The 22,256-nt window shown below is 64.7% G+C and carries 23 protein-coding genes, 2 tRNA genes and 1 pseudogene; 21 read left to right on the top strand and 5 right to left on the bottom strand.

Features of this window, described 5'->3' with window-relative positions; translation table 11 throughout:
• Window positions 1-5 precede the first annotated feature (5 nt).
• The 13 genes from FHG09_RS04745 (at window position 6) to gluQRS (ending at window position 11,546) form a co-directional block, all read left to right on the top strand.
• Entirely contained in the window at window positions 6-1,214 is a 1,209-nt protein-coding gene (locus FHG09_RS04745; RefSeq protein WP_227492545.1) for a molybdopterin molybdotransferase MoeA, read from the top strand.
• Entirely contained in the window at window positions 1,211-1,681 is a 471-nt protein-coding gene (gene moaC / locus FHG09_RS04740) for a cyclic pyranopterin monophosphate synthase MoaC (RefSeq protein ID WP_152346790.1), read from the top strand. Before FHG09_RS04745 ends, moaC begins: the two co-directional genes overlap by 4 nt.
• On the top strand, window positions 1,678-2,109 hold the full coding sequence (locus FHG09_RS04735; RefSeq protein WP_152346540.1) for a molybdenum cofactor biosynthesis protein MoaE: 432 nt from the start codon (window positions 1,678-1,680) through the stop codon (window positions 2,107-2,109). Before moaC ends, FHG09_RS04735 begins: the two co-directional genes overlap by 4 nt.
• Window positions 2,106-2,507, top strand: coding sequence for a TOBE domain-containing protein (locus tag FHG09_RS04730; protein ID WP_152346539.1), 402 nt, complete (start codon window positions 2,106-2,108; stop codon window positions 2,505-2,507). The genes FHG09_RS04735 and FHG09_RS04730 overlap by 4 nt, the downstream gene beginning before the upstream one ends.
• 95 nt (window positions 2,508-2,602) lie before the next feature.
• On the top strand, window positions 2,603-3,367 hold the full coding sequence (gene modA, locus FHG09_RS04725) for a molybdate ABC transporter substrate-binding protein (protein WP_152346538.1): 765 nt from the start codon (window positions 2,603-2,605) through the stop codon (window positions 3,365-3,367).
• Between the two features lie 2 nt (window positions 3,368-3,369).
• A complete protein-coding gene (locus FHG09_RS04720) occupies window positions 3,370-5,085 on the top strand; it encodes an ABC transporter permease (RefSeq protein WP_152346537.1) in 1,716 nt (571 codons plus the stop codon).
• Between the two features lie 28 nt (window positions 5,086-5,113).
• A complete protein-coding gene (locus FHG09_RS04715) occupies window positions 5,114-6,805 on the top strand; it encodes an AMP-binding protein (RefSeq protein ID WP_152346536.1) in 1,692 nt (563 codons plus the stop codon).
• A 125-nt stretch (window positions 6,806-6,930) separates the two neighbouring features.
• Window positions 6,931-7,680: an amino acid ABC transporter ATP-binding protein gene (locus FHG09_RS04710; RefSeq protein WP_152346535.1), complete on the top strand. Its 750-nt coding sequence runs from the start codon at window positions 6,931-6,933 to the stop codon at window positions 7,678-7,680.
• A gap of 45 nt (window positions 7,681-7,725) precedes the next feature.
• Window positions 7,726-8,625, top strand: coding sequence for a glutamate ABC transporter substrate-binding protein (locus tag FHG09_RS04705; RefSeq protein WP_152346534.1), 900 nt, complete (start codon window positions 7,726-7,728; stop codon window positions 8,623-8,625).
• Window positions 8,626-8,695: 70 nt separating this feature from the next.
• On the top strand, window positions 8,696-9,358 hold the full coding sequence (locus FHG09_RS04700) for an amino acid ABC transporter permease (RefSeq protein ID WP_152346533.1): 663 nt from the start codon (window positions 8,696-8,698) through the stop codon (window positions 9,356-9,358).
• Window positions 9,355-10,197 (top strand): amino acid ABC transporter permease, encoded by an 843-nt coding sequence (locus tag FHG09_RS04695; RefSeq protein WP_152346532.1) that lies wholly within the window; start codon window positions 9,355-9,357, stop codon window positions 10,195-10,197. Before FHG09_RS04700 ends, FHG09_RS04695 begins: the two co-directional genes overlap by 4 nt.
• Window positions 10,198-10,290: 93 nt before the next feature.
• A complete protein-coding gene (locus FHG09_RS04690) occupies window positions 10,291-10,611 on the top strand; it encodes a GNAT family N-acetyltransferase (protein ID WP_152346531.1) in 321 nt (106 codons plus the stop codon).
• On the top strand, window positions 10,608-11,546 hold the full coding sequence (gluQRS, locus tag FHG09_RS04685; protein ID WP_152346530.1) for a tRNA glutamyl-Q(34) synthetase GluQRS: 939 nt from the start codon (window positions 10,608-10,610) through the stop codon (window positions 11,544-11,546). The genes FHG09_RS04690 and gluQRS overlap by 4 nt, the downstream gene beginning before the upstream one ends.
• Before the next feature lie 13 nt (window positions 11,547-11,559).
• On the opposite strand, the gene FHG09_RS04680 is transcribed toward gluQRS, so the two are convergent.
• Both FHG09_RS04680 and FHG09_RS04675 read right to left on the bottom strand, forming a co-directional pair.
• Window positions 11,560-12,672: a glycosyltransferase gene (locus FHG09_RS04680; RefSeq protein ID WP_264674059.1), complete on the bottom strand. Its 1,113-nt coding sequence runs from the start codon at window positions 12,670-12,672 to the stop codon at window positions 11,560-11,562.
• 99 nt (window positions 12,673-12,771) lie between these two features.
• The gene (locus tag FHG09_RS04675) at window positions 12,772-13,683 is read right to left on the bottom strand and encodes a DMT family transporter (protein WP_227492544.1); all 912 of its coding nucleotides are present in this window, start codon (window positions 13,681-13,683) and stop codon (window positions 12,772-12,774) included.
• 233 nt (window positions 13,684-13,916) lie between these two features.
• On the opposite strand from FHG09_RS04675, the gene FHG09_RS04670 reads away from it, so the two are divergent.
• A tRNA-Asn gene (locus FHG09_RS04670) sits at window positions 13,917-13,989 on the top strand.
• 113 nt (window positions 13,990-14,102) lie between these two features.
• A complete protein-coding gene (locus tag FHG09_RS04665; RefSeq protein WP_152346528.1) occupies window positions 14,103-14,345 on the top strand; it encodes an LLM class flavin-dependent oxidoreductase in 243 nt (80 codons plus the stop codon).
• Between the two features lie 143 nt (window positions 14,346-14,488).
• Here the strand turns inward: FHG09_RS04665 and FHG09_RS04660 are convergent, their stop codons facing one another.
• Window positions 14,489-15,124, bottom strand: coding sequence for a LysE family translocator (locus FHG09_RS04660; protein WP_152346527.1), 636 nt, complete (start codon window positions 15,122-15,124; stop codon window positions 14,489-14,491).
• Complete coding sequence (locus tag FHG09_RS04655; RefSeq protein ID WP_152346526.1) at window positions 15,114-16,013, bottom strand: EamA family transporter; 900 nt, start codon at window positions 16,011-16,013, stop codon at window positions 15,114-15,116. The genes FHG09_RS04660 and FHG09_RS04655 overlap by 11 nt, the downstream gene beginning before the upstream one ends.
• A gap of 73 nt (window positions 16,014-16,086) precedes the next feature.
• On the opposite strand from FHG09_RS04655, the gene FHG09_RS04650 reads away from it, so the two are divergent.
• The 5 genes and pseudogenes from FHG09_RS04650 to FHG09_RS04630 all read left to right on the top strand — a co-directional run bounded on the left by FHG09_RS04650 (window position 16,087) and on the right by FHG09_RS04630 (window position 20,836).
• Complete coding sequence (locus FHG09_RS04650) at window positions 16,087-17,004, top strand: LysR family transcriptional regulator (protein WP_152346525.1); 918 nt, start codon at window positions 16,087-16,089, stop codon at window positions 17,002-17,004.
• A gap of 78 nt (window positions 17,005-17,082) precedes the next feature.
• Window positions 17,083-17,747: pseudogene (locus FHG09_RS04645) on the top strand (LLM class flavin-dependent oxidoreductase).
• A 92-nt stretch (window positions 17,748-17,839) separates the two neighbouring features.
• Window positions 17,840-19,261 (top strand): MFS transporter, encoded by a 1,422-nt coding sequence (locus tag FHG09_RS04640; RefSeq protein ID WP_152346788.1) that lies wholly within the window; start codon window positions 17,840-17,842, stop codon window positions 19,259-19,261.
• A gap of 137 nt (window positions 19,262-19,398) precedes the next feature.
• Window positions 19,399-20,667 carry an EAL domain-containing protein gene (locus FHG09_RS04635; protein WP_227492542.1) on the top strand — a complete coding sequence of 423 codons (1,269 nt, stop codon included), beginning with the start codon at window positions 19,399-19,401 and terminating at the stop codon, window positions 20,665-20,667.
• A gap of 92 nt (window positions 20,668-20,759) precedes the next feature.
• A tRNA-Ile gene (locus FHG09_RS04630) sits at window positions 20,760-20,836 on the top strand.
• 38 nt (window positions 20,837-20,874) lie between these two features.
• Here the strand turns inward: FHG09_RS04630 and FHG09_RS04625 are convergent.
• Entirely contained in the window at window positions 20,875-21,402 is a 528-nt protein-coding gene (locus FHG09_RS04625) for a hypothetical protein (protein WP_152346523.1), read from the bottom strand.
• Window positions 21,403-21,560: 158 nt separating this feature from the next.
• On the opposite strand from FHG09_RS04625, the gene FHG09_RS04620 reads away from it, so the two are divergent.
• Complete coding sequence (locus FHG09_RS04620) at window positions 21,561-22,052, top strand: DUF3145 domain-containing protein (RefSeq protein ID WP_152346787.1); 492 nt, start codon at window positions 21,561-21,563, stop codon at window positions 22,050-22,052.
• Window positions 22,053-22,256 lie beyond the last annotated feature (204 nt).

The following is a 22,256-nucleotide window of genomic DNA, read 5'->3' as shown; positions in this document are numbered from 1 at the left end:
GTCCCATGACTACTGCGAAGATGCATCGTGAGCGGATATTCGAGACGATCGCGCCACTGACCGGCACCACGACCCTGCCGCTGAGTTCTCTGCTCGACTCGCCGAGGCGGCTGACCGCCGATGTGGCATCGCCGATCGATGTGCCCGGCTTCGACAACTCGAGCATGGACGGCTATGCACTCGCCGCAGCCACGGTGCACGAGCTGCGCGGCCGCCCGGTCCCCGTGCGCGGCCGCGTCGCCGCAGGATCACGCGGTGAGGCAGTGGAGCCGGGCACCGGCGTGGAGATCATGACCGGAGCACCGCTGCCCGCGGGCACCGACATGGTCGTCAAGATCGAAGACACCGAGCCGGGACGCTTCGGTGCCGAAACCATCACGATCGTTCGTCCCGCCGAACCCCGGCCGGGGACCTTCGTCCGTCGCCGCGGCTCCGACGTTCGCATCGGTGAGACCGTGCTGAGAGCGGGCACCATGTTGACCCCCGCCCACCTCGGCGTGGCCGCCGCATGTGGGGTCAACGACCTGCCGGTGCTCGGCCTGCCGCGGGTCCTCGTCGTGAGCACAGGGGACGAGATCGCCGCCGAGGCGGCCGCCGGGATCAACGACGCGAACTCCGTGACGCTCTCGGCCGGGCTCCGCCGCCTCGGTGTGGACACGGAAGTCGCTTCTGTTCCCGACGACCCGCAGCGGCTGCTCGACCGAGTCCGTGACAGCGATGCGCAGCTCGTCATCTCCACCGGCGGCATCTCGAAGGGAGCGCACGAGGTCGTCAAACTCGCTGCCGACCTCGATGCGGGCTCCTCGATGACCTTCGAACCCATCGCCATGCAGCCCGGGGGACCGCAGGGCTGCGGACGCCTGGCCGACCACGCGTGGTTGGCGCTGCCCGGCAACCCGGTGAGCACACTCATCAGCTTCGAGCTCTTCATCCGCCCCGCCCTGCTCGGTCTGGCCGATCACGAGGCACCCCGGGAAGTTGCCCACCACCGACTGGCCCACGGATTCGACGAAGCCCCTCCTGCAGGAAAGCTGCAGGTCCGCCGCGCCAGGCTCACGGAGGCGGGCCTCGAGTTCGTCGGCGACTCACGATCCCACCTGCTCCACAGCTACGCCGAAGCCACCCACCTCGTCTTCGTCTCACCCGAGGACGCGGGCACAGACGATCCGTTCTCAGCTGCGGGAGATAGGCTGATGACGTGGAAGATCGCATGAAACTCAGCCACGTCGACGCATCCGGGACCGCCCAGATGGTCGATGTCGGCGACAAAGACGTCACGAAGCGCCGAGCCGTTGCCTCAGGACTCATCACCACCCGGCCCGAGGTCATCGACCTCATCGCCGAGGCGGGACTGCCCAAGGGCGATGCCCTGCCGGTGGCCCGCATCGCGGCCGTGATGGGCGCCAAGCGCACCAGCGACCTCATCCCGCTGTGCCATCCGCTGCCGCTGACGGGAATCGACGTGGAGTTCGAACTCCGCGAGGACGCCGTGGCCATCACCGCCGCGGTGAAGACCGTGTCGAAGACCGGAGTCGAGATGGAGGCTCTGACGGCTGTGACGACCGCCGCGCTGACGATCTTCGACATGATCAAAGCCGTCGACAACCAGGCCGTCATCGGTGATATCAAGGTCATCGAGAAGACCGGCGGAAAGAGCGGAGATCGGACACGAGAGCCATGAGTACCGGAACAGCAGTGACCACGGGCGTCGTCGAGACCCCGATCTCCACCGCGGAACTCGAACCCGACGTCCTCACCGACACCTGCGGTGCCGTCGTCACCTTCTCCGGAGTCATCCGCGACCACGACGAAGGTCGGGGCGTGGACCGTCTGCACTACGAATCCCATCCGCTCGCCGGCACCCAGATCGCCGAGGTGGCTGCGGACATCGCCGCCCGCCACCCCACGGTCAGGCTCTCCGTCGTTCACCGAGTCGGAGACCTCTCGATCGGAGACATAGCCCTGGCCGCGGTCGTCGCCTCCGCGCACCGGAGGGATTCCTTCCTCGCCTGTTCCGAACTCATCGATGAGGTCAAGGCTCGGGTGGCGATCTGGAAGCACCAGCACTTCAGCGACGGCTCCGACGAGTGGGTAGGAGCTCTCGAATGACCCGGCTGCGCATCAGCGACGCGGCACGCTTCCTCGGCGTCAGCGATGACACGGTGCGCCGCTGGGTCGCCGACGGTCGCCTGTCCCAGCTCAAGGACTCCTCGAACCGAGCGGTCGTCGAGGGCAGCGAACTGGCCGCACTGGCCCAATCGTCATCGGGCGCTCTGCCGGATCCCAGCGGAGTGGTGAGCTCCTCGCGCAACCGCTTCGCCGGTCTCGTCACGGACGTCAGCATCGACGGAGTGATGGCCCAGGTCAGCATGCAGTGCGGGCCGTTCCGCGTGGTGTCGCTGATGTCGGCCGAAGCCTGTCGCGAACTCGAGCTCGAGCCGGGAAGTCTCGCAACCGCCTCGGTGAAGGCGACGATGGTGTCGATCGACACCGTCCCCGGTTCGTGAGAATCTGTCAGCAGTTTCGGACAAGAGGGCTCAGAGACGTCTCATAATCGGATCTGAAGTCGACAGAAAGGCGCATCTGCGGGTTCAATAGGTCTATGAAGAAAACTCTCTTGGGCCTCTGCACCGTCGCAGCCCTGACCCTGACCGCCTGCTCGACGGGACCGGAATCCCAAGCCGAAACGGACCGGCCGGCAGAGATCACAGTCTTCGCCGCGGCCTCGCTGACCGAGGTCTTCGAAGACATCGCCGACGAGTACAAAGCCGCTGATGCGAACGCTCCAGACGTGAAGTTCTCCTTCGCCGGCTCGTCCGATCTCGTCTCCCAGATCTCCGAAGGCGCCCCCGCCGATGTCATCGCAACCGCCGATGAGACGACGATGGACACGCTGGCATCCGGCGATCTGCTTGCCGGTGATCCGGAGATGTTCGCCTCGAACACGCTGACCCTGGCCGTGGCCGACGGCAACCCGAAGGCGATCACGAGCTCGTCGGACTTCACAGGAAACGACCTCGTCGTCTGCGCACCCCAGGTGCCCTGCGGAGCCGCGACAGAGAAATGGGCCGGCCTCAACGACGTCGAACTCGAGCCGGTCAGCGAAGAGAACTCCGTGACCGATGTTCTCGGCAAGGTCAGCGCCGGACAGGCCGACGCCGGAATCGTCTACGTCACCGATATCGCCCGGGCCGACGGCGAGGTCGAACAGGTCGACCTCGATGGAGCCGACAAGGTCATCAACAAGTACCCGGCAGCCACCGTCAAGGCCAGTGAGCACCAGGACGAGGCCGACGCCTTCGTGAAGTTCCTCGGCTCCGACGCAGCCCAGAAGCTGCTGCGCGACGCCGGATTCGCTGCAGGCTGACCATGCCCGCACCACCCCCGACGCGACCGGCGACACCCCCGACACGCTCACCGAGGCGGCGCACAGCGGATGCGCTCATTCCCGGCTGGCTGTGGCTGCCCGCCGTCATCGGCATCGTGTTCCTGCTCCTGCCGATCATCGGCATGCTCACCCGAGTCGACCCGCAGAGTCTGCTCGCCGTGATCACGGCCGAGGAGTCCCGCCTGGCGATGCAGCTGTCCCTGCTGACCTCGGTGACCTCGGCGCTCATCAGCGTCCTCATCGGCTTCCCCCTCGGGTACCTGCTCGCCACCCGGCCGTTCCCCGGCCAGCGCATCGTGCGCACCCTCATCCTGCTGCCCCTCGTGCTGCCGCCGGTGGTCAGCGGTCTCGCACTGCTCTACACCTGGGGCCGGTCGGCCATCCTCGGCGGGGGACTCGAATCAGTGGGGCTCAGCCTCGCCTACACCACGTCGGCGGTGATCATGGCGCAGATCTTCGTCTCCCTGCCGTTCATGGTCATGTCCGTCGAGACCGCCACCGCAGGGCTCGGGCGCCGCTACGAACTCACCGCAGCAGAACTCGGAGCGAAACCCAACCGCGTGTTCTTCACGGTCACTCTGCCGCTGCTCAGACACGGAATCATCACGGGAGCCGTGCTGTGCTTCGCACGCTCTCTCGGAGAGTTCGGGGCGACGCTGACCTTCGCCGGATCGCTGTCCGGCGTCACCCGCACGATGCCCCTGCAGATCTACCTCGTGCGCGAATCCGACCCGCAGGCGGCCATCGGACTCTCACTCCTGCTCATCGTCATCGCCGTGCTCATCATCATCCTGGCCTACCGGTCCCCGCACGCTCCCCGGCTGCGGTCACCGCACAGCACCCCGACGCCCACCCCCACCGAGGCGGCCCCGCACTCCGTGGACTGCAAACCGCGAGGTGGAGGAGAGACGGGCCCAGGGACGCGGTCCGCGGACCGGTTGAGATCTGCGCAGACCATCAGCGCCGAAGTCCGGCTGAACTCCCGCGGAGTCGATCTGGATCTCACCTCCGCACTGCCTGGAACCACCGCGATCATCGGCCGCAACGGCGCCGGAAAATCCACCCTGCTCAAGGTGCTCACCGGCGCTCTGCTGCCTGATTCGGGGCGGCTGCGCATCGGGGAGGACACAGTGTTCGATATCGACGCCGGGCTGTGGCCGCCCGTCCACGACCGCGGAATCGTCCATCTCGCACAGAACCCCCTCCTGTTCCCGCACCTGAGCGTCATCGACAATGTCGGCTTCGGTCTGCGAGCTCACGGTTCGGCCCGCGGCGCCGCACGTGAACGGGCGCAGGCGATGCTCGACCGCCTCGGCGTGGGACAGTGCGCGAACCGCAGACCGGACGCCGTCTCCGGAGGCCAGGCCGCCCGCATCGCTTTGGCACGTGCGCTCGTCGTCGAACCGAAGCTGCTGCTGCTCGACGAGCCGCTGGCTGCACTCGACGTGGATGTGGCAGTCGAGACCCGGCAGGTGCTGGCCCGGCTGCTCAAGGGGCGCGCCGCACTGCTTGTCACTCATGACCTCGATGACGTCACCGCCTTGGCCGATTCCCTTGTCCTGGTGGAGAGCGGAATCGTTGCCCACTCGGCTCCCGTCGGGCAGGTCGATCCCGAAGCCGCAGGTGAGGGCGCCGAATTCCTCACCAGCTTTTGCATGCGGGACCGGGACGGAATAGTGTGCAATCAGTCACAGTGAAAATTGGCATGCAAGGGAGCACACCGCAGTGTCCGAATTGTCCTACTCGTCGGGAACATCGACGGAACCGCTGCTCGGGATCACGATCGCCGAGCACATCAAACGCACGGCAGCGAAGAACCCCGAAGCGCTGGCATTGGTCGACCGGCATTCGGATCGTAGGTGGACCTACTCCGAGTTCGATCGCGATACCGACGCACTGGCCATCGGCCTCCTCGAACGGGGAGTGAAGAAGGGTGACCGAGTCGGCATCTGGGCGCAGAACGTCGGTGAATGGGCACTCGTCCAGTACGCCACGGCGAAGATCGGTGCGATCCTCGTCAACGTCAACCCCGCCTACCGCAGCCACGAACTCGAATTCGTCGTCGAACAGTCCGGAATGAGTCTGATGATCTCGCAGATCGTCGCGCCTCCGCACTCGGACTTCCACGCCATCGCCACCGAAGTGGCTGCCAAGGTCCCCGCCCTCGATCTCGTGTTCCTCGACACCGTCTCCGCAGACCTCCTCGGCGACGTGACTGTGGGCGAGCACGAGTCCTTCGCCCATCTCATCGGGCAAGGACGCGAGATGCTCGAGGACGCCGGGGCGAAGTACGCGGTGCGGCTGCAGCAGGTCATCGACGACCTCTCGGCCGATGATCCGATCAACATCCAATACACCTCCGGAACGACCGGTTTCCCCAAGGGCGTGACACTCAGCCACCACAACATCCTCAACAACGGCTTCTTCATCGGCGAGATGCTCTCGTACACCCCGGCAGACACCGTCGTCGTTCCCGTGCCGTACTACCACTGCTTCGGCATGGTCATCGGCAACCTCGCCGCGCTCAGCCACGGTTCCGCCGTCGTGCTGCCGGCACCCGCCTTCGACCCGGTGGCGACGATGGCGGCAGTCACCGAGGAGAAGGCCACCTCCCTCTACGGCGTGCCGACGATGTTCATCGCCGAACTCGAGCACCCTCGGTTCTCCGAATTCGACTTCTCCACTCTGCGCACCGGCGTCATGGCAGGATCGCCGTGCCCGGTCAACACGATGCGTCGCGTCATCGACGATATGAACATGTCCGAGGTCGCCATCTGCTACGGAATGACGGAGACCGCCCCGGTGTCGATGATGACGCGAGTGGACGACTCGCTGCAGAAGCGCACCGAGACCGTCGGGCGCGTGATGCCGCACCTGGAGATCAAGATCGCCGACCCCGTCACCGGGCAGACCGTTCCGCGTGGCCAGAAAGGCGAATTCTGCACGCGGGGCTACGCCGTCATGCTCGGCTACTGGGAGCAGCCGGACAAGACGGCCGAGACCATCGATGCGGCCCGGTGGATCCACACCGGTGATCTGGCCATCATGGACGACGACGGCTACGTCGACATCTCCGGACGGATCAAGGACATGGTCATCCGCGGAGGCGAGAACATCTACCCGCGTGAGGTCGAGGAGTTCCTCTACCACCACCCCGCGATCCGCGACGTCCAGGTCGTCGGCGTCTCCGATGAGAAATACGGCGAAGAGCTCATGGCATGGGTGATCCTCAAGGACGGATTCGACTCGCTCACCTCCGAAGAGGTGCGCGAGTTCTGCACCGGCAAGCTCGCCCACTTCAAGATCCCTCGCTATGTCGAGGTCCGTGAGTCGTTCCCGATGACGGTGTCGGGCAAGATCCGCAAGGTCGAGCTGCGCAGGGAAGGCGAGAAGCTCGCTCACACGGCCGACGCCTGAGGCGACGAACACGACTCGGCGTGAACTGCAGTCGAGCCGTGTCCGAGGTCACAAGTCGGTTGCAGTTCTGTCTGCCCCGGGCGTGACGTTCTTCTGTCTGCCCGCATTCATTAGGATCACATCATATGAGAGCTGTATCACGACCATTGGTGTCCTTGAGGAGCGTCGAGAAGCACTACGGCGACTTCCACGCACTGAAGAACGTCAATCTCGATATCGCCGAGCGCGAGGTCGTCGTCGTCATCGGGCCGTCCGGTTCGGGCAAGTCGACCCTGTGCCGGACGATCAACCGGCTGGAGACCATCACCTCCGGCAGCATCACCATCGACGGCAGGGAACTGCCCGCCGAGGGGGCGGCTCTGGCTCAGCTGCGCTCCGACGTCGGCATGGTGTTCCAGTCCTTCAACCTCTTCGCCCATAAGACGATCCTCGAGAACGTCACTCTGGGACCGATCAAAGTGCGCAAGATCCCGAAGGCCGACGCGGACAAGCAGGCGATGGCTCTGCTCGAACGGGTCGGCGTCGCCCACCAAGCCGACAAATATCCGGCCCAGCTCTCCGGCGGTCAGCAGCAGCGTGTTGCGATCGCCCGGTCCCTGGCGATGAAGCCGAAGGTGATGCTCTTCGACGAACCCACCTCGGCATTGGACCCGGAGATGATCAACGAGGTCCTCGACGTCATGGTCGGGCTGGCCGAAGAGGGCATGACCATGGTCGTGGTCACCCACGAGATGGGCTTCGCTCGCAAAGCCGCTCACCGCGTGGTGTTCATGGCCGACGGGGAGATCGTCGAAGTCGCCGAACCCGAGGAGTTCTTCACGAATCCTCAGAGCACCCGAGCGAAGGACTTCCTGTCGAAGATCCTGACCAACTGAAACCACCGCTTTCACAACGCACCACCTCACTCATAAGGAGAGACAATGAAGAAGCTCAGACTGGCGGTCGCCTCGGTCGCCATCGGAATGCTGGCACTCAGCGGCTGCGGCCAGGGCGGAACCCCGGACGCACCTGCCGACGGCGACGGAGCCAAGGCAGAAGCACCCGAGTACAAGGTGAACGAAAGCGCGGACATCGCCGACTCGAAGACCTGGAAGGCCGCGAAGGACGCCGGCGAAATCACCATCGGCGTAAAGAAGGACCAGCCGGGTCTCGGCAATGTCTCGGCGGGCTCGGAACAGCCCGAGGGCTTCGACATCGAGATCGCAAAGATGGTCGCCGCACAGCTCGGATTCAAGCCCGACCAGATCAAGTACACCGAAACCGTCTCGGCCAACCGTGAGCCGTTCCTGCAGCAGGGCAACGTCGATATGGTCGTCGCCACCTACACGATCAACGACGAGCGCAAGAAGGTCGTCGACTTCGCCGGACCGTACTACGTCGCAGGTCAGGATCTGCTCGTCGCCGAGGACTCCGATATCGCCGGTCCCGACGATCTGGCAGGCAAGAAGGTCTGCTCCGTCGACGGTTCGACCCCGGCTCAGAACATCAAGGACAAGTACAAGAAGGCCGAACTCGTCACCTACGATGCGTACTCGAAGTGCGTCACCGACCTGCAGTCGGGCTCCGTCGACGCGGTGACCACCGACGATGCGATTCTGCGCGGCTATGCCAAGCAGTACGAAGGCGAGTTCAAGGTCGTCGGCAAGCCCTTCACCGAAGAGCCCTACGGTGTCGGTCTCCCCAAGGACGACAAGGCCCTGCGCGACGCGGTCAACGATGCTCTGGAGAAGGGCATGGACGACGGCGACTGGAAGAAGGCATTCGAATACACCCTCGGATCCACCGATGATGTCGACATGCCCAAGGTCGACCGCTACTGACCCAGTCCACAGATTGACATGATGCGAGGGCACCGAATGCGGTGCCCTCGCATCGATTAAGGAATCTGCCATGGATTACCTGGAGCTTCTCCAGATGTTCCTCTCCGGTGCGTGGGGAACGATCAGACTCTTCACCGTCGCCCTCGTCGGAGCCATGCTCCTCGGCACGGTGCTCGCCGCCATGCGGGTCTCACCGACCCCGGTGCTGCGCATCGCGGCATCGACGTACATCAACGTCGTCCGGAACACACCGCTGACTCTGGTGATGTTCTTCTGCGCGTTCGGACTGCCGTTCCTCGACATCCGCTTCGGGTCGACCAGTTCGTTCAACTCCTTCGTCTACGCCACGATCGCGCTCATCGCCTACACCGCATGCTTTGTTGCGGAGACGTTGAAGTCCGGAATCGCCACGATTCCCGTCGGACAGGCCGAAGCCGCCCGCGCCGTGGGCCTGAGCTTCGGTCAGACCTTGAGCGAAGTGGTTCTGCCCCAGGCATTCCGCACGGTCATCCCGCCACTGGGCAGCGTGATCATCGCGATGCTCAAGAACACGTCGATCGCCTCCGCGTTCAACAACCGAGAGCTCATTTCCGCGATGCGCAACGCCATCGAAATCCGTGGTGACCTCGTCATCCCGCTGCTCTTCGGCACAGCGCTGGCCTATCTGATCCTGGCTCTGCTGCTCGGCCGTGTCTTCGACTACCTGGAGAAGAAGCTGGTGATTCTGCGATGAGCGCACCGACCCAAGTCCTGTTCGACGAACCGGGCCCGAAGTCGCGGCGGAACAACATCATCCTCTCGATCGTGTCACTGATCGTTCTGCTGGCACTCGTGGCCTTTGTGATCTGGAAGTTCGCCGATGCCGGTCAGCTCGAACCCGAGAAGTGGTACCCATTCACCTTCGCCCAGATCCAGACGGTGCTGCTCCAAGGCATGCTCGCCACCCTCAAGGTGGCGGTCGTGGCATCGGTCCTCGCGATGGTGGTCGGAGTGGTCTTCGCCCTCCTGAGGCTGTCGAGCAGGAAGGTCGTCTCGGTTCCCGGAACGATCGTCCTCGAGTTCTTCCGCGGCGTGCCCGTGCTGCTGCTCATCTTCGCGATGTTCCTTCTGTTCGGCAACGATATCGGTCCCTTCTGGTCCGTCGTCTTCGGTCTGACCCTCTACAACGGAATGGTGCTGGCCGAGATCATCCGCGCCGGCATCCTCGCCGTGCCCACCGGTCAGCGTGAAGCGGCCATGGCGATCGGGCTGCGGTCGGGTCAGGTGATGAGCTTGGTGCTCATGCCGCAGGCGCTGCGTGCGATGATGCCGACGATCATCGCTCAGATCGTCGTGCTGCTGAAGGACTCGGCGCTGGGCTTCATCGTCACCTATCAGGACCTGCTCTACCAGGTGAACCTCATCGGCCGTGAGTACAACAACCTGCTGCCGACGTTCATCGTCGGTGCGGCCCTGTTCATCATCATCAATATGATCGTCGCCGGGTTCGCTCGCTGGCTCGAGGCCCGGCTTCAGCGCAAGACCACCGCCGACATCGAAGGCGAGGCGCTGACCACGGCGATCGTCGACTGATCCCGATGGTCGTCGCGGGCCCGGCTGTCGCCGGTCGGGCCACGCGACACCATGTATCGTTCACTTAGGAGTCGGCCATGAAGGAGTGCACCAATGCCAGAGCCTCAGCTCAGCCCCACACCGGTCAGAGTCGTGAAGAACCTCGACCGCGAACGGTACGAACTGTTCACCGATGAGACCCCGGGGGAGTTCATCGGGTTCCTCGCCTACCAGGTCATCGATGAGGACACCGTGGAGCTGCAGCACACGATCATCTCCGAAGACTTCTCCAGACGCGGCTTCGCCCGTACCCTCGTCACGCAGGTGCTCGACCTCCTCCGGGCGGACGGGACGTCCATCGTGCCGACCTGTTCCTATGTGCAGGACTACCTCGAACGCTTCCCGCAGTACGGCGATCTCGTGGCCCGTCAGTGACCGGATCCGACGCAGCTGTCGGCGCCGGCCGATTCGCTCCGAGCCCGAGCGGTGACCTCCACATCGGCAACATCCGCTCCGGACTGCTCAGCTATGTGCGAGCCCGGCAGACGGGCCGACGGTTCCTGTGGAGGATCGAAGACCTCGACCGGGTGAAGGCCGGAGCGGCCGACTCACAGCTCGAAATCTTCGCCGAACTCGGAGTCACTCCCGATGAGCCGCCTGTGGTCCAATCCGGACGCGCCGAGGAATACTCGGCCGCGATTGCGAAGCTGGCGGCGGACGGGCTCGTCTACGAATGCTATTGCTCACGCAAGGACATCGCCCAGGCGCCGAGCGCACCGCACGCACCACCCGGGGCGTATCCCGGGACCTGCCGCAGCCTCGGCGAGGATGAACGGGAGGCGGGCCGACGGAGACTGGAGGCGAACAACAGGCAGCCGGCTCTGCGTCTGCGCGCGGACAATCGAGAGCACTCGGTCGACGATGTGCTGCTCGGTCGGGTGTCGGCCGTCGTTGATGATCTCGTGCTGAGACGAGGTGACGGTGTCTTCGCCTACAACCTCACCGTCGTCGTCGATGACGCAGCGAGCGGAATCGACGAGATCCTGCGCGGGGACGATCTCGCTTCCTCAGCGCCTCGTCAGGCCTATCTGGCCGAGCTGTTGGGACTGCCCCAGCCGGGCTGGCTGCATGTCCCGCTGGTGCTCAACGAGAGCGGTCAGCGACTGGCCAAGCGCGATGGAGCGGTGACCTATCAGCAGCTGCGCAGCCTCGGGTGGGCTGTCCCGGACTTCTTCGCCTGGATGCAGCAGTCACTGGGTTTCGGCGACGTCGGCGGTAGGTGGAAGTCCGTCGATGACATGATCTCCGGAGTCGACTTCGCTCGAATGTCGACGGCACCGATGGTCTTCGTCGCGCCTGCGGATTCGTGAGGCCGTTGCGCCCTCAGGCCGCCGATGAGTCGATGGCGTCTCGGATGACTCCGTCGTAGATCGCTTCGAAGGTGTCGAGGGTGTATTCGATATCGTGTTTGGCCACGACGTCGAGTGACGCCTTCGACATGTCATCGAGTTCGGCATCGGGCATTCGACAGATGCGGGTGAAGCGATCGGCCAACGCGTCGATATCGCGCGGCGGGAACAGATACCCGTTGACGCCGTCGCGGACGAGGTGCGGCAGCGCCACCGCGTCGGCAAGCACCACGGGCTTGCGGGAGGCCAGCGCCTCGAGGGTGGCGATCGACTGCAGTTCGGCGGTCGAGGGCATGCAGAAGAAGGTGCAGCGCTGGTAAGCCTCCATCAGAGCCTTGTCGCTGATCTTTCCGAGCACATGCACACGATCGGCGATGCCGAGTTCGGACGCCAGCTGCTTCAGCGGCTCCTCCTGGTCACCGCCGCCGACGATATCGGCTTCGAGTCCCAGCTCCGGATCGGTCTTCGCCACGGCCTCGACGATGTCGGCGGCATGCTTCTCCGAGGAGAGGCGTCCGACGAAGAGGACGCGCGGGGGAATGGACCGTGACTCGGCGCAGTCGAGTTCACGCAGATGAGCGAAGCGCTGCAGGTCGATCCCGCAGGACACCGCCCGGATGGGGGAGGAGAATCCGTTCTCGGTGAGCAGATCGGCGGCCAGCTGGGTGGGGACCGTGATGAAATCGGCGGACTGGAACTTCCGGCGCAGGTCCCACCAGGCGATGGCGGTGCCGCCGTCGAGAACCGCCTTCGGGGCCTTGAGGTAGGGGCGGACGTTGTCCGGCATGAAATGGTTCGTGGCCACGACGGGGATTCCGCGCCGGATCGATTCGGAGAACGCGTAACGGCCGATGACGAAATGGGCTTGAGTATGCACGACATCGGGGCGGACGCTGTCGAGGAGTCGCGAGAGCTCGGGCTTCGTCTCCCACGGCATGCAGATCATCCAGGTCGGGTGCAGAGGCCACCGGTGGGCGGTGAGGCGGTGAACGGTGACTCCGTTCTCCACGCTGACCGAGGGCTTGCCCGTCGCTGAGGGGCAGGCGACGTGGACGTCATTGCCGCGGTCGGCGAGTCCTTCGGCCAACCGTTCGGCGAACTTCGCGGCACCGTTGACTTCGGGGGCGTACGTCTCCGCCGGAATGAGGATTCGGCGTTTCTGAGTGGGACGGTGCGCAGACAGGATTCAGCTCTCCTCGGTGTCGGTCATGGTGTCGGAACGGCGGGCGTCCCTGCGCTGAGCTTCTCGATCTCTGACATCGGGGTGATACCGCGACAATACAACGACGGCCGCGCAGGCGACCAATCCGGTGAGCGTGATGAGCACGATCAGCCAGACGGGGGAGTGGGCCGCCTCGCCGAGGACGATGGTGCCGAGGATGACGGCGCCGATCGGGTCGATGACGGTCAGCCCGGCGATGACCATCTCAGGAGGCCCTGCCGCATAGGCATTCTGGACGAACCAGGACCCCAGCGCCACGCCCGCCAGCAGTGCGGCGACATTGATCCAGGTGACCTGATCGAGCCCGGCCTGGAGGAACTGGACGCTGACGAGGTGGGCGTTCGTCGCCACACAGGCGAAGAGCAGTCCGGCGGCGATGATGAGCACGAGCTGCGGGGCATGTCGGAAGGCCAGCATGATTACCAGGCCGACGACGACGGCGACGGCGGTGATCCAGAACAGCGGCAGCGCATCGGCACCGAGGTGGACCTCGGACTGCGCGGTCGTGGCCGAGAGCGCGACGAAGAGCGTCACACCGGCGGTGCACCAGATGACGGACTGGACGAGCCGCCTGTTGACCTTGAGTCCGCGGTGACGCACCCCGAGCAGCACGGAGACGATGAGTGAGAACGCCCCGATCGGCTGGACCACCATCACCGGCGCCAGGGCCAGGGCGACGAAATTCCCTGCCGTTCCCAAACCGAGGATCATCAGGCCGACGAGCCACCGGCGGTTGCGCAGCAGCTCGGCGAAATGCGCCCAGCTGAGTCCGTTGTGAGAGTCATCCTGACCCGCCACCGCGTCGTGCTGATACAGGGCGCCATAGGCCAGTGCCACAGCCGCCAGGACGGCGAGGGCGATTGCCACTATGGTCACGATGAGTCTTCCGGTGTCGACGGTGCAGATGTGGGGAGCGGATCGCTTCGAGTCTATCGTGCACGACGGCGGCGAAGATGGCTGTGGACTGTGTTTGTCCTGACTGTAAGGCAACCCTGCGGCGACGAGTGGGGAAACCCTGAATTCTGTGAGCTAAAGCACTCTGCGCCATTTTGTTCGCAGGCCGGGAGGTTTGCTAAGCTGGAGAGCACGTCCGCAGGAAACTGCGGCAGTCCTCCGTAGCTCAGTTGGCAGAGCATTCGACTGTTAATCGAAGGGTCGCTGGTTCGAGCCCAGCCGGGGGAGCAGCCAAGGCCCCGTCCGATCGGACGGGGCCTTTCTCGTGGCCGCAGGGCCCCAGGCCGAGGCACCTCTGCTGTGGTGGGGAATAGGTGTCACACGATGCAGGTTGATCCGGCATGAAGTCTTTCGGATTCTTGAGCTTCGGACACTATGACCCAGAAGGCAAACTGAACGCCGGGCAGATGCTGCGGGGCGCCGTGGAGATCTCCGTCGGCGCCGACGAGCTCGGCATCAACGGCGCCTACTTCCGTGTCCACCATTTCGCACCTCAGGCTGCCTCGCCGATTCCGCTGTTGTCGACGATCGCCGCGAGGACCCGCACGATCGAGGTCGGCACCGGGGTCATCGATATGCGCTAGCAGATCTCGGGTTCATAACGCCGGGATTTCTCGTCGCTCCGGACTGATGATTAGGACCTATCATCTTTGGCACCTGGCAACCTCCGTCAGGATCGCGCAAGTGGCGGGGGTGTCGACTCAGCAAACGTGTTCGGGAACGGTCGTCACGGCCGGTTCGTCAGTGCCAATGCTCCTCCAAGGACGATGAGTGCGACGCCGGAGACGCGGTCCATCACGACACGCGATGTCCTGTTGCTCAGCAGACGCGTGATGTGAGCGAGTCCGAAGACGAAGCAGATCCACCAGACGAAGCCGAGCAGGATGTCTAGTGCCCCCAACAGAAGCACCTGCGGCAACATAGGTGCGCCGGCAACAAGGAATTGAGGCAAGACGGCTATGAAGAACAGCGCTGCCTTCGGGTTGAGCACATTGGCCAGTAGCGACTGCCCGTACACGCCTGACCGGCTCCGTTTCGAGTCGACGTCCAGGCGGTGCTTTTCGGTCCCATGTGCGGTGTGACGTGCATGCACGAGCGCCTGAATGCCGAGATATACGAGGTAGGCAGCTCCGGCGATCTTTAGGACGGTGAAGGCCGTCGTGCTGGCCAGCACGAGCGAGGCAACGCCGAGCGCTGCTGCACTCATATGCACGGCTAGCCCGGACTGGACGCCGAGGGCTGAGATTATTCCGGTGCGATGGTCCGTGGTCGCGTGTCGCATGACGACGAACCAGTCTGGGCCCGGAGTGATGTAGGCCAGGAGGGCCACGCCTGTGAAGGCGAGGAGGAGCTCAACGGTCATCGGACTTACCTTCCCATCTGGGGGCCATATCGCGGCTGCCTCGATCGGATACCGGAGGTCGCCGGCGTCGCTGACCGGCAACGGTCCCGGCGCTGGCAGCGCCGACGCAGACGAGTGCGAGCCACTGCGGTGCACTCAGGTGCTCGGTCAGAATTATCGCGCCGGCAAGCCCGGCCGCAGCGGGCTCGAGGCTCTGGAGGATCCCGACGAGCCGCGGCGGAATACGGCGCAAGGCCACCAGTTCAAGCGAGTAGGGCAGTACCGCAGCCAGGACGGCCACGATCAGGCCGACGCCCAGCACCCGGGCGTCGAGTAAGGCTGTCCCGCTTGCGGTAATGCCGATGGGTACGGTCAGCACAGCAGCCCAGGTGACCGCCCAGACCAAAGGGCTAGCCATGATTGTGCTGGCTCCGGCTCGTCGGCTCAACAGAAGATACGCGGCCATCGACGCCCCGGACGCCAGGGCCAGCAGAATGCCTGGCAGCTCGTAGTGTGCTCCCGTCGGGGAGTGGAACAGCCAGACGCCGAGGACGGCGAGGGCGGCAAGCCCGACATCGAGCAGGCGGCGAGAAGTAAGCAGGGCAAGCGTGATTGGTCCGAGCAGCTGCAGTGATGTCGCCAGCCCGAGCGGCAAGTACTGCATCGCCGGATACACGAGGTTCATTCCTGCGATCGCGGTGCCGAAACCGATTACCAGGGCCACGTTCGTGCGACCCCGCGGCAGGGCAGGGCGAAAGATCAGCAGCAGGACGAGGGCGGCCAGACCGAGCCGTAAGGCGACCACGCCACCGGGCCCGATTGACCCGAAAAGGCTTTTGCCGGTCGCCTGGCCGAACTGAACGCTCAGCACGCTGCACAGCACCAGCAACGGAGCGGGAAATCTGCTCATACGTCCAGTGTGGATAGCACGGTTCGGGTAGGTCCAGCGATCCTTTCTGAAGGGAATCGTCTAGAATCACTACATGATTGACCTCCGCAGGTTGAACGCTCTGGCTGCCGTGGCCGAGCACGGGACCGTCACGGCAGCGGCGAAGGCCCTCAACTTCACGCCCTCGGCCGTGTCCCAGCAGATCGGTCAGCTCGCCCACGATCTCGATACTGAACTCCTCGAACGTCAAGGGCGACGTGTCCACCTCACCCCGGCCGCGCACATCCTGCTCGGGCACGTGCAGACTATCCAGGGGCAGTGGGAACAGGCCCGGGCCGAACTTGCCGCCAGCACCGAAAGAGTCAATGGCCTGCTGCGCGTTTGCGGTGTCTCATCGGCGATTGCCGCATTGGCGGCTCCGGCGACCACCTGTTTGGAAGCTCGGCATCCCCACCTACAGGTCCTGCTTCGAGAAGAAGAAAGCAGTGACTGCTACCGGCTTCTACTGTCCGACGAGGCCGACATCGCGCTGGTCCTTCCGACTCCCGATGCGCCACCGCCGACCGACGCGCGCTTCGAGCAGCAGCCTGTGCTCACCGACCCGCAGGACCTCCTCGTGCCCGTCGACCACGAGCTCGCCGGGTCCCGGGGAGTAGACCTTGCCGATGCTGCCGAGGAGTCCTGGATCGTCAAGCGTCACGACAACGACAGCTACACCCTCCTGTCCGTGGCCTGCGCCGCCTCCGGATTCACACCACAGGTTACGCACGAAGCCAAAGAATGGTTCGCCGTCTCAGCTCTCGTCGCCGCGGGGCTCGGCGTGTGTCTGCTCCCGCGTATCGTTCCCGTTCCCGCCTCACACACTGTCGTGCGAGTGCCGCTGATAGGCCGGTCGGCTCCTGCGCGGCAGATCATGATGAGCGTCCGACGAGGCAGCGTGGACCACCCCGCCGTCGCCGCGGGTCTGTCCGCATTACGCGACGTCGCTGACAACGATCATGCATCCAACTGACTGCCTGGTTCACCAACATCGACGCTGTCGAGCTATCCAGCACATGGTCGCCGCTCGGATCCTCAACGAGATGACGGACTGACGTATGAGAAACCGCTCTACCTCGCCGAGGAGGCCGCCACCCTCGATCTGCTCTCTGACCAGAGAGTGGCATTGGGCGTCAGCCGCGGCTCTCCGGAGCCGGCGCTGCGCGCCTGGGAGGCCTTCGGATACGACGATCCCACCGAGTCCAAAGCCGCGAACATGGCCCGAGAGAAGTTCGACCGCTTCCTCCGCGCCATCCGCGGCGAGGAGCTCGCCCCAGCCGATCCGCAGCAGTTCGGTCCCGGTGCGCGGCTGCGAATCGAACCGCATTCGGTGACCTCCAGGCCGAACAGATCGCCAGGTACCGACAGGCATGGAGCGACTCCGGGCATGAGTGGACGCCGCGGGTCTCCGTCAGCCGCAGCATCTTCCCGATCACCACCGACCTCGACGACCTCTACTTCGGGCGACGCGGAGCCGGACAGGGAGACCAGATCGGAATCATCGATGACACTCGCTCGACCTTCGGTCGCACCTATGCGGGTGAACCGGACACACTGATCGAAGAGCTCAAGGCCGATGCGGCGATCGCGGCCGCCGATACCCTCATGCTCACGATCCCTAGCCAACTGGGAGTCGACTGCAATCTGCACGTCCTCGAGTCCTTCGCAAAGTACGTCGCACCGGCTCTCGGATGGGTGCCCGCCGGCGAGCGCTGAGCTGAAGGCCCACGGAATCCTCTGCAACCGTATGATGAGACCAGTCAGAGACGACGCCTAACAGGGGAGACCGAGTGAGCGAGAGCACGAAGATGACGCAGATGCAGAAGCGCATCCTCATCATCGGCCTCGTTCCCCTCTTCATGTCGCTGCTCTCGGTCTCCAGCATCAACGTCGTCCTCCCCTCCATCGCCGCCGATATCGACGCCTCCACCTCGGCTCTGCAATGGGTTCTCACCGGGTATGCGCTGTCCTTCGGCGTCGTCCTCGTCGCAGCCGGACGAGCCGGTGACGTCTTCGGGCGCGGCCAGCTGTTCGTCATCGGTGTGGGTCTCTTCGGTCTGTCCTCGCTGGTTGCCGGAGTCGCCCCGGACCCGCTGACACTCAACATCTCCCGAGTGGCCATGGGACTGGGCTCGGGTTTCCTCAACCCGCAGGTCGTGGGGCTGCTGCAGCAGTACTTCCAGGGCCCGCCGCGCGGTCGTGCATTCGGGCTGATGGGCACCACTGTCGGTCTGTCTGTGGCGATCGGTCCGGTGCTCGGCGGAGCCCTCATCGCCCTGTTCGGCAGTGACCTCGGCTGGAGGGCGACCTTCCTGGTCAATGTGCCCTTCGCCATCGCCTCTCTCGTCCTCGCCCGGGCCTGGCTGCCGAGCGGCGCCTGGCGACCCGCTGTCGACCAGGGAGCGAAGAACGCCGATGACGACAAGGACCTCGACCCTGTGGGAGTGGTCCTCCTCGGTGTCGGTGTGCTCCTCATCCTCCTGCCCTTCGTCGAATCATCGCTGGGCTGGTTCATCTGGCTCTCCCTCCCGCTCGGCGTCGGTGCGATCTGGCTGTGGATGCGGTGGGAACGCCGCTATGCGCGCATGGGCCGGCCGCCGATGGTCGATCTCGACCTCTTCCGCATCCGCAGCTTCAGCAATGGCTCGATCATCATCGCCCTCTACTTCCTCGGCGTCACCAGCGTCTGGGTCCTCGTCGCCATGTACATGCAGCAGGGCCTGGGGCATACGGCTCTGGCCGCGGGCATGATCGGTCTGCCGGCCGCACTGTGCTCAGCCGTCTCCGCCGACGTGTCCGGACGGTTCGTCTTCCAGGTCGGGCGCCGCCTCGTGGTGTGGGGGATCGCCCTCTGCCTCGTCGGCCTGCTGGCCACGATCGGCGTCGTCGCGCTGCTGTCCAGAGGCATCGGCAGCGAGTGGTGGATGCTGCTCACATTGGCGTTCATCGGCACCGCTCAGGGCATGGTCATCAGCCCCAACCAGACCCTGACCCTGCAGGAAGTCCCGCTGCGATACGCCGGATCCTCCGGAGGAGTGCTCCAGACCGGTCAGCGCATCGGCACCTCGATGGGGCTGGCGATCATGACTGCCCTGGCGTTCTCGATCACCGCTGTGAGCGATTGGCATTGGGGGATGGTCGGGGCGTTCGCCGCGATCGTCGTCGTTGTCGTCCTCGCCGGAGTCGTCGGCCTCATCGAAGTCCGCCGAGGCGGTCCCCGCCGCGCTTGAGCCGCCGATCGCGGCGCGCCCGTCAGAGGAAAGATCATCCTCAGCTGTCAGCGCAATAATGTTACGGATTTTAGACAATCGGCTGTGTCCGAATATGGAAGACTGTGAACGCACATCAGCCCATGGAAGGAAACACAGTGGTCGAGGCCGTACCCGATGACGAGCTCGCGCTCGAGGAACTCGTGCGCTCGGGCGGGATCGAAACCTATTTCGCCCCCGTCGTCGACGTACTGACCTTCCAGCGGGTCGGCCATCAGATTCTGCAGGCTCCCACCGGTGATCCGGAGCTGGGCCGCGCCGAGTCGGAGAACCTGCGCCACGCCATGCGTGCCTCGACGATCACCGGTGATATCGACGCCTCTCTGCGGGATTCGGCTCTGCGCACCGCAGAGGGTGCCGGGCTGCCGAAGTCGAATCGCCTGTTCCTCCGCTCCGAATCCGAATCCTTTGCGACTCTCGAGGATCGCACAGGGGAACCCGACCGTTCGGTCATCTTGCAGCTCGATGCCAATCGGGTCGCCTCGTCCCCGGCTTCGGTGCTGCGTTCTGTGCGCTCGGCTCGCGCCCTGGGGTGGGGAGTGGGCATGTCATCGGTCGGTGCCGACCTGCGCAGCACGTCCTTCGTCCCTCTGGTCAACCCCTCCGTCGTCGGGCTCCATCCGGACGTTCTGCGCATCGACTGCGACTCTCATCTGGCCGAGCTCAATCGTCTGCTGCATGCCCACCTCGAACGCACAGGAGCGGTCATCCTCGCCGACGGCGTCGAGACCGAAGACGATCTGGACCGTGTGCGAGCACTGGGGGCGCGATTCATGTCCGGACCCTACTTCGGTGAGGCCACGAAACAGCCGCAGTCGTTCTCCGAACCGAGCGAGGACGCTCTCGTCTCCCATTACTCACGCAATCTGCCGGCATTGGGCACTCCGTACTCGATCTCGCAGGGGCTGCGACGTGAACCGCTGGTGATGAACCGCGAACTGCTCATCGCCCAGATCGCGGCTCTGGAAGAACGTGCTCTGGCCTCGGGAACCGCGACGATCACCCTCGGTGTGTTCGGAGAGGACGACGGGTTCTCCGAGGCGACACGACTGAGGTACGAGAAGATCCGGGACACTGTGGGGCTGACCGCTATGTTCTCCGGCGGATTCGACGGACCGCCGATTCCCGGAGTGCGCACCGGACTCGTCGATGCCTCCGATCCCATGCGCAATGAACACGGGGTCGTCGTGGTCGGACCGGACTGGTCGGGCATGGTCGCGGCGTCGAAACGCAGCGATCCTGGCAGCGACGGACAGACCGTCTTCGACGTCTACATCACGACCGACCGCTACACCTGCGTCGACGCCGCACGCAGCGTTCTCACTCGTGTCGCTCCCCTCACCGCGACGGCGAAGCTGCAGGCCTGAGACCGTCGAGTCCGCGCGCCACGGCTTTACAGAATGCGCGTGTGATCAGAATGGGGAAGCGGACACCGATGGTGCTAATGTTGTCTCGGCCGGCCCCCGTAGCTCAGCTGGTTAGAGCAGGGAACTCATAATTCCTTGGCCGTCGGTTCAAGTCCGACCGGGGGCACCATCAACCACTGACACCGTCCGATCGATGTCGCGCCGTCGTCAGTCCTCATCGGACGCCGTCTCGGCCTGCCGGCTCGGATTCGGCTTGAAGACGGTGCCCGACAGCGGAGCGTAGGCGACCCACTCTCCGCCCGGATTGTTCCTGATGAACTCGGCAGCTTCACGTTCCTCGGCCTCGACCTCGTCGAACAGCTGTGTGAAGGCCGACTCTGCTCCGGAGTTGGATGCCCGATGATCTGATCGTGCCCGGACGATCTCTGTACTCTCTGTACGCGAGGCGAACTCGACGATGAACTGAGGCCCCACTTCGTCGGCGACACGATGTGCCAGCCGCGTGCCGACTGCGCTGTAGGCGCGAACGGCCGCGTTGGACACCCATGTGAAATCAGGATCGAGCGAGTCGTAGTAGAACTGCTCCCATGCCTCCAGCTCCGCGACCAGACCGTCGGACAGTCCCGTGTCCTCGTAGTCGATCGGCTCGCGGACCCACAGCACCGTATCCGCATAGTCGGGGAACATGCGGATGGTCCGGGGCGATGCGTCCTCGGCAATGTGATCGTCGGTCATGTGCCCACCGTAACGCCGATCGCCGGCCACCTGCAGACACCCGACGCCACCAGCGTCTTTGATGCTTGGCTGCACGACGAACATCGACTATCATGTGGTCAGCACCTCCTTTCGGATCGTAGGGGAAGACGTATCCGAGGTAGGAGGCAGAAATGGATATGACACAGGGCGTACTCTTCGTCCACTCAGCACCTCGTGCGCTGTGCCCTCACATCGAGTGGGCAGCGGGCGGGGCCATCGGTGCACAAGCACGCTTCGACTGGACACCCCAGCCGGCAGCTCCAGGTCTCGTGCGCGCAGAAGTCTGCTGGCGCGCGCCAGCAGGCTCCGGAGCCCGTATCGCATCGGCGCTGCGCGGCTGGGATTCTCTCCGCTACGAAGTCACCGAGGAGCCCTCGGCAGGAGTCGACGGCGGACGGTGGAGCCACACACCCGATCTGGGCATCTACCACGCCGTGACCGATACCGCCGGCAACATCCTCGTTCCCGAAGACCGCATCCGCACAGTCATGGAACGCGCTGCAGGCGATCCCGCGAAGTTCTCCTCGGAGATGGCGATCGCCCTCGGCGAAGCGTGGGATGAGGAACTCGACGCATTCCGCCATGCCGGTGAGGGCGCACCGGTCCGCTGGCTGACCAAGGTCGGCTGAGCCGCTCTCCGTCGCCTCCGGGTCGTACAGTCATGTGACGGTTCGGTCGGCTCGACTCTGCTCAATGGGTACACCTACCTGCCTCGGGTGTGCCCATTTCGCTTACCTGTGCGGGTGTTCGGCCTGCGCACCAATGGAAACTGCCCACTCCGAGGTGAACAGCCCAAGTTGAAACCTGTGCTGTCCACCGTGGAGTGGGCCGTA

It is taken from the genome of Brevibacterium sp. CFH 10365 (assembly GCF_009299785.1).
GTDB classification, from domain to species: Bacteria; Actinomycetota; Actinomycetes; order Actinomycetales; family Brevibacteriaceae; genus Brevibacterium; species Brevibacterium limosum.
This window is presented reverse-complemented; position numbering and strand designations above follow the sequence as displayed.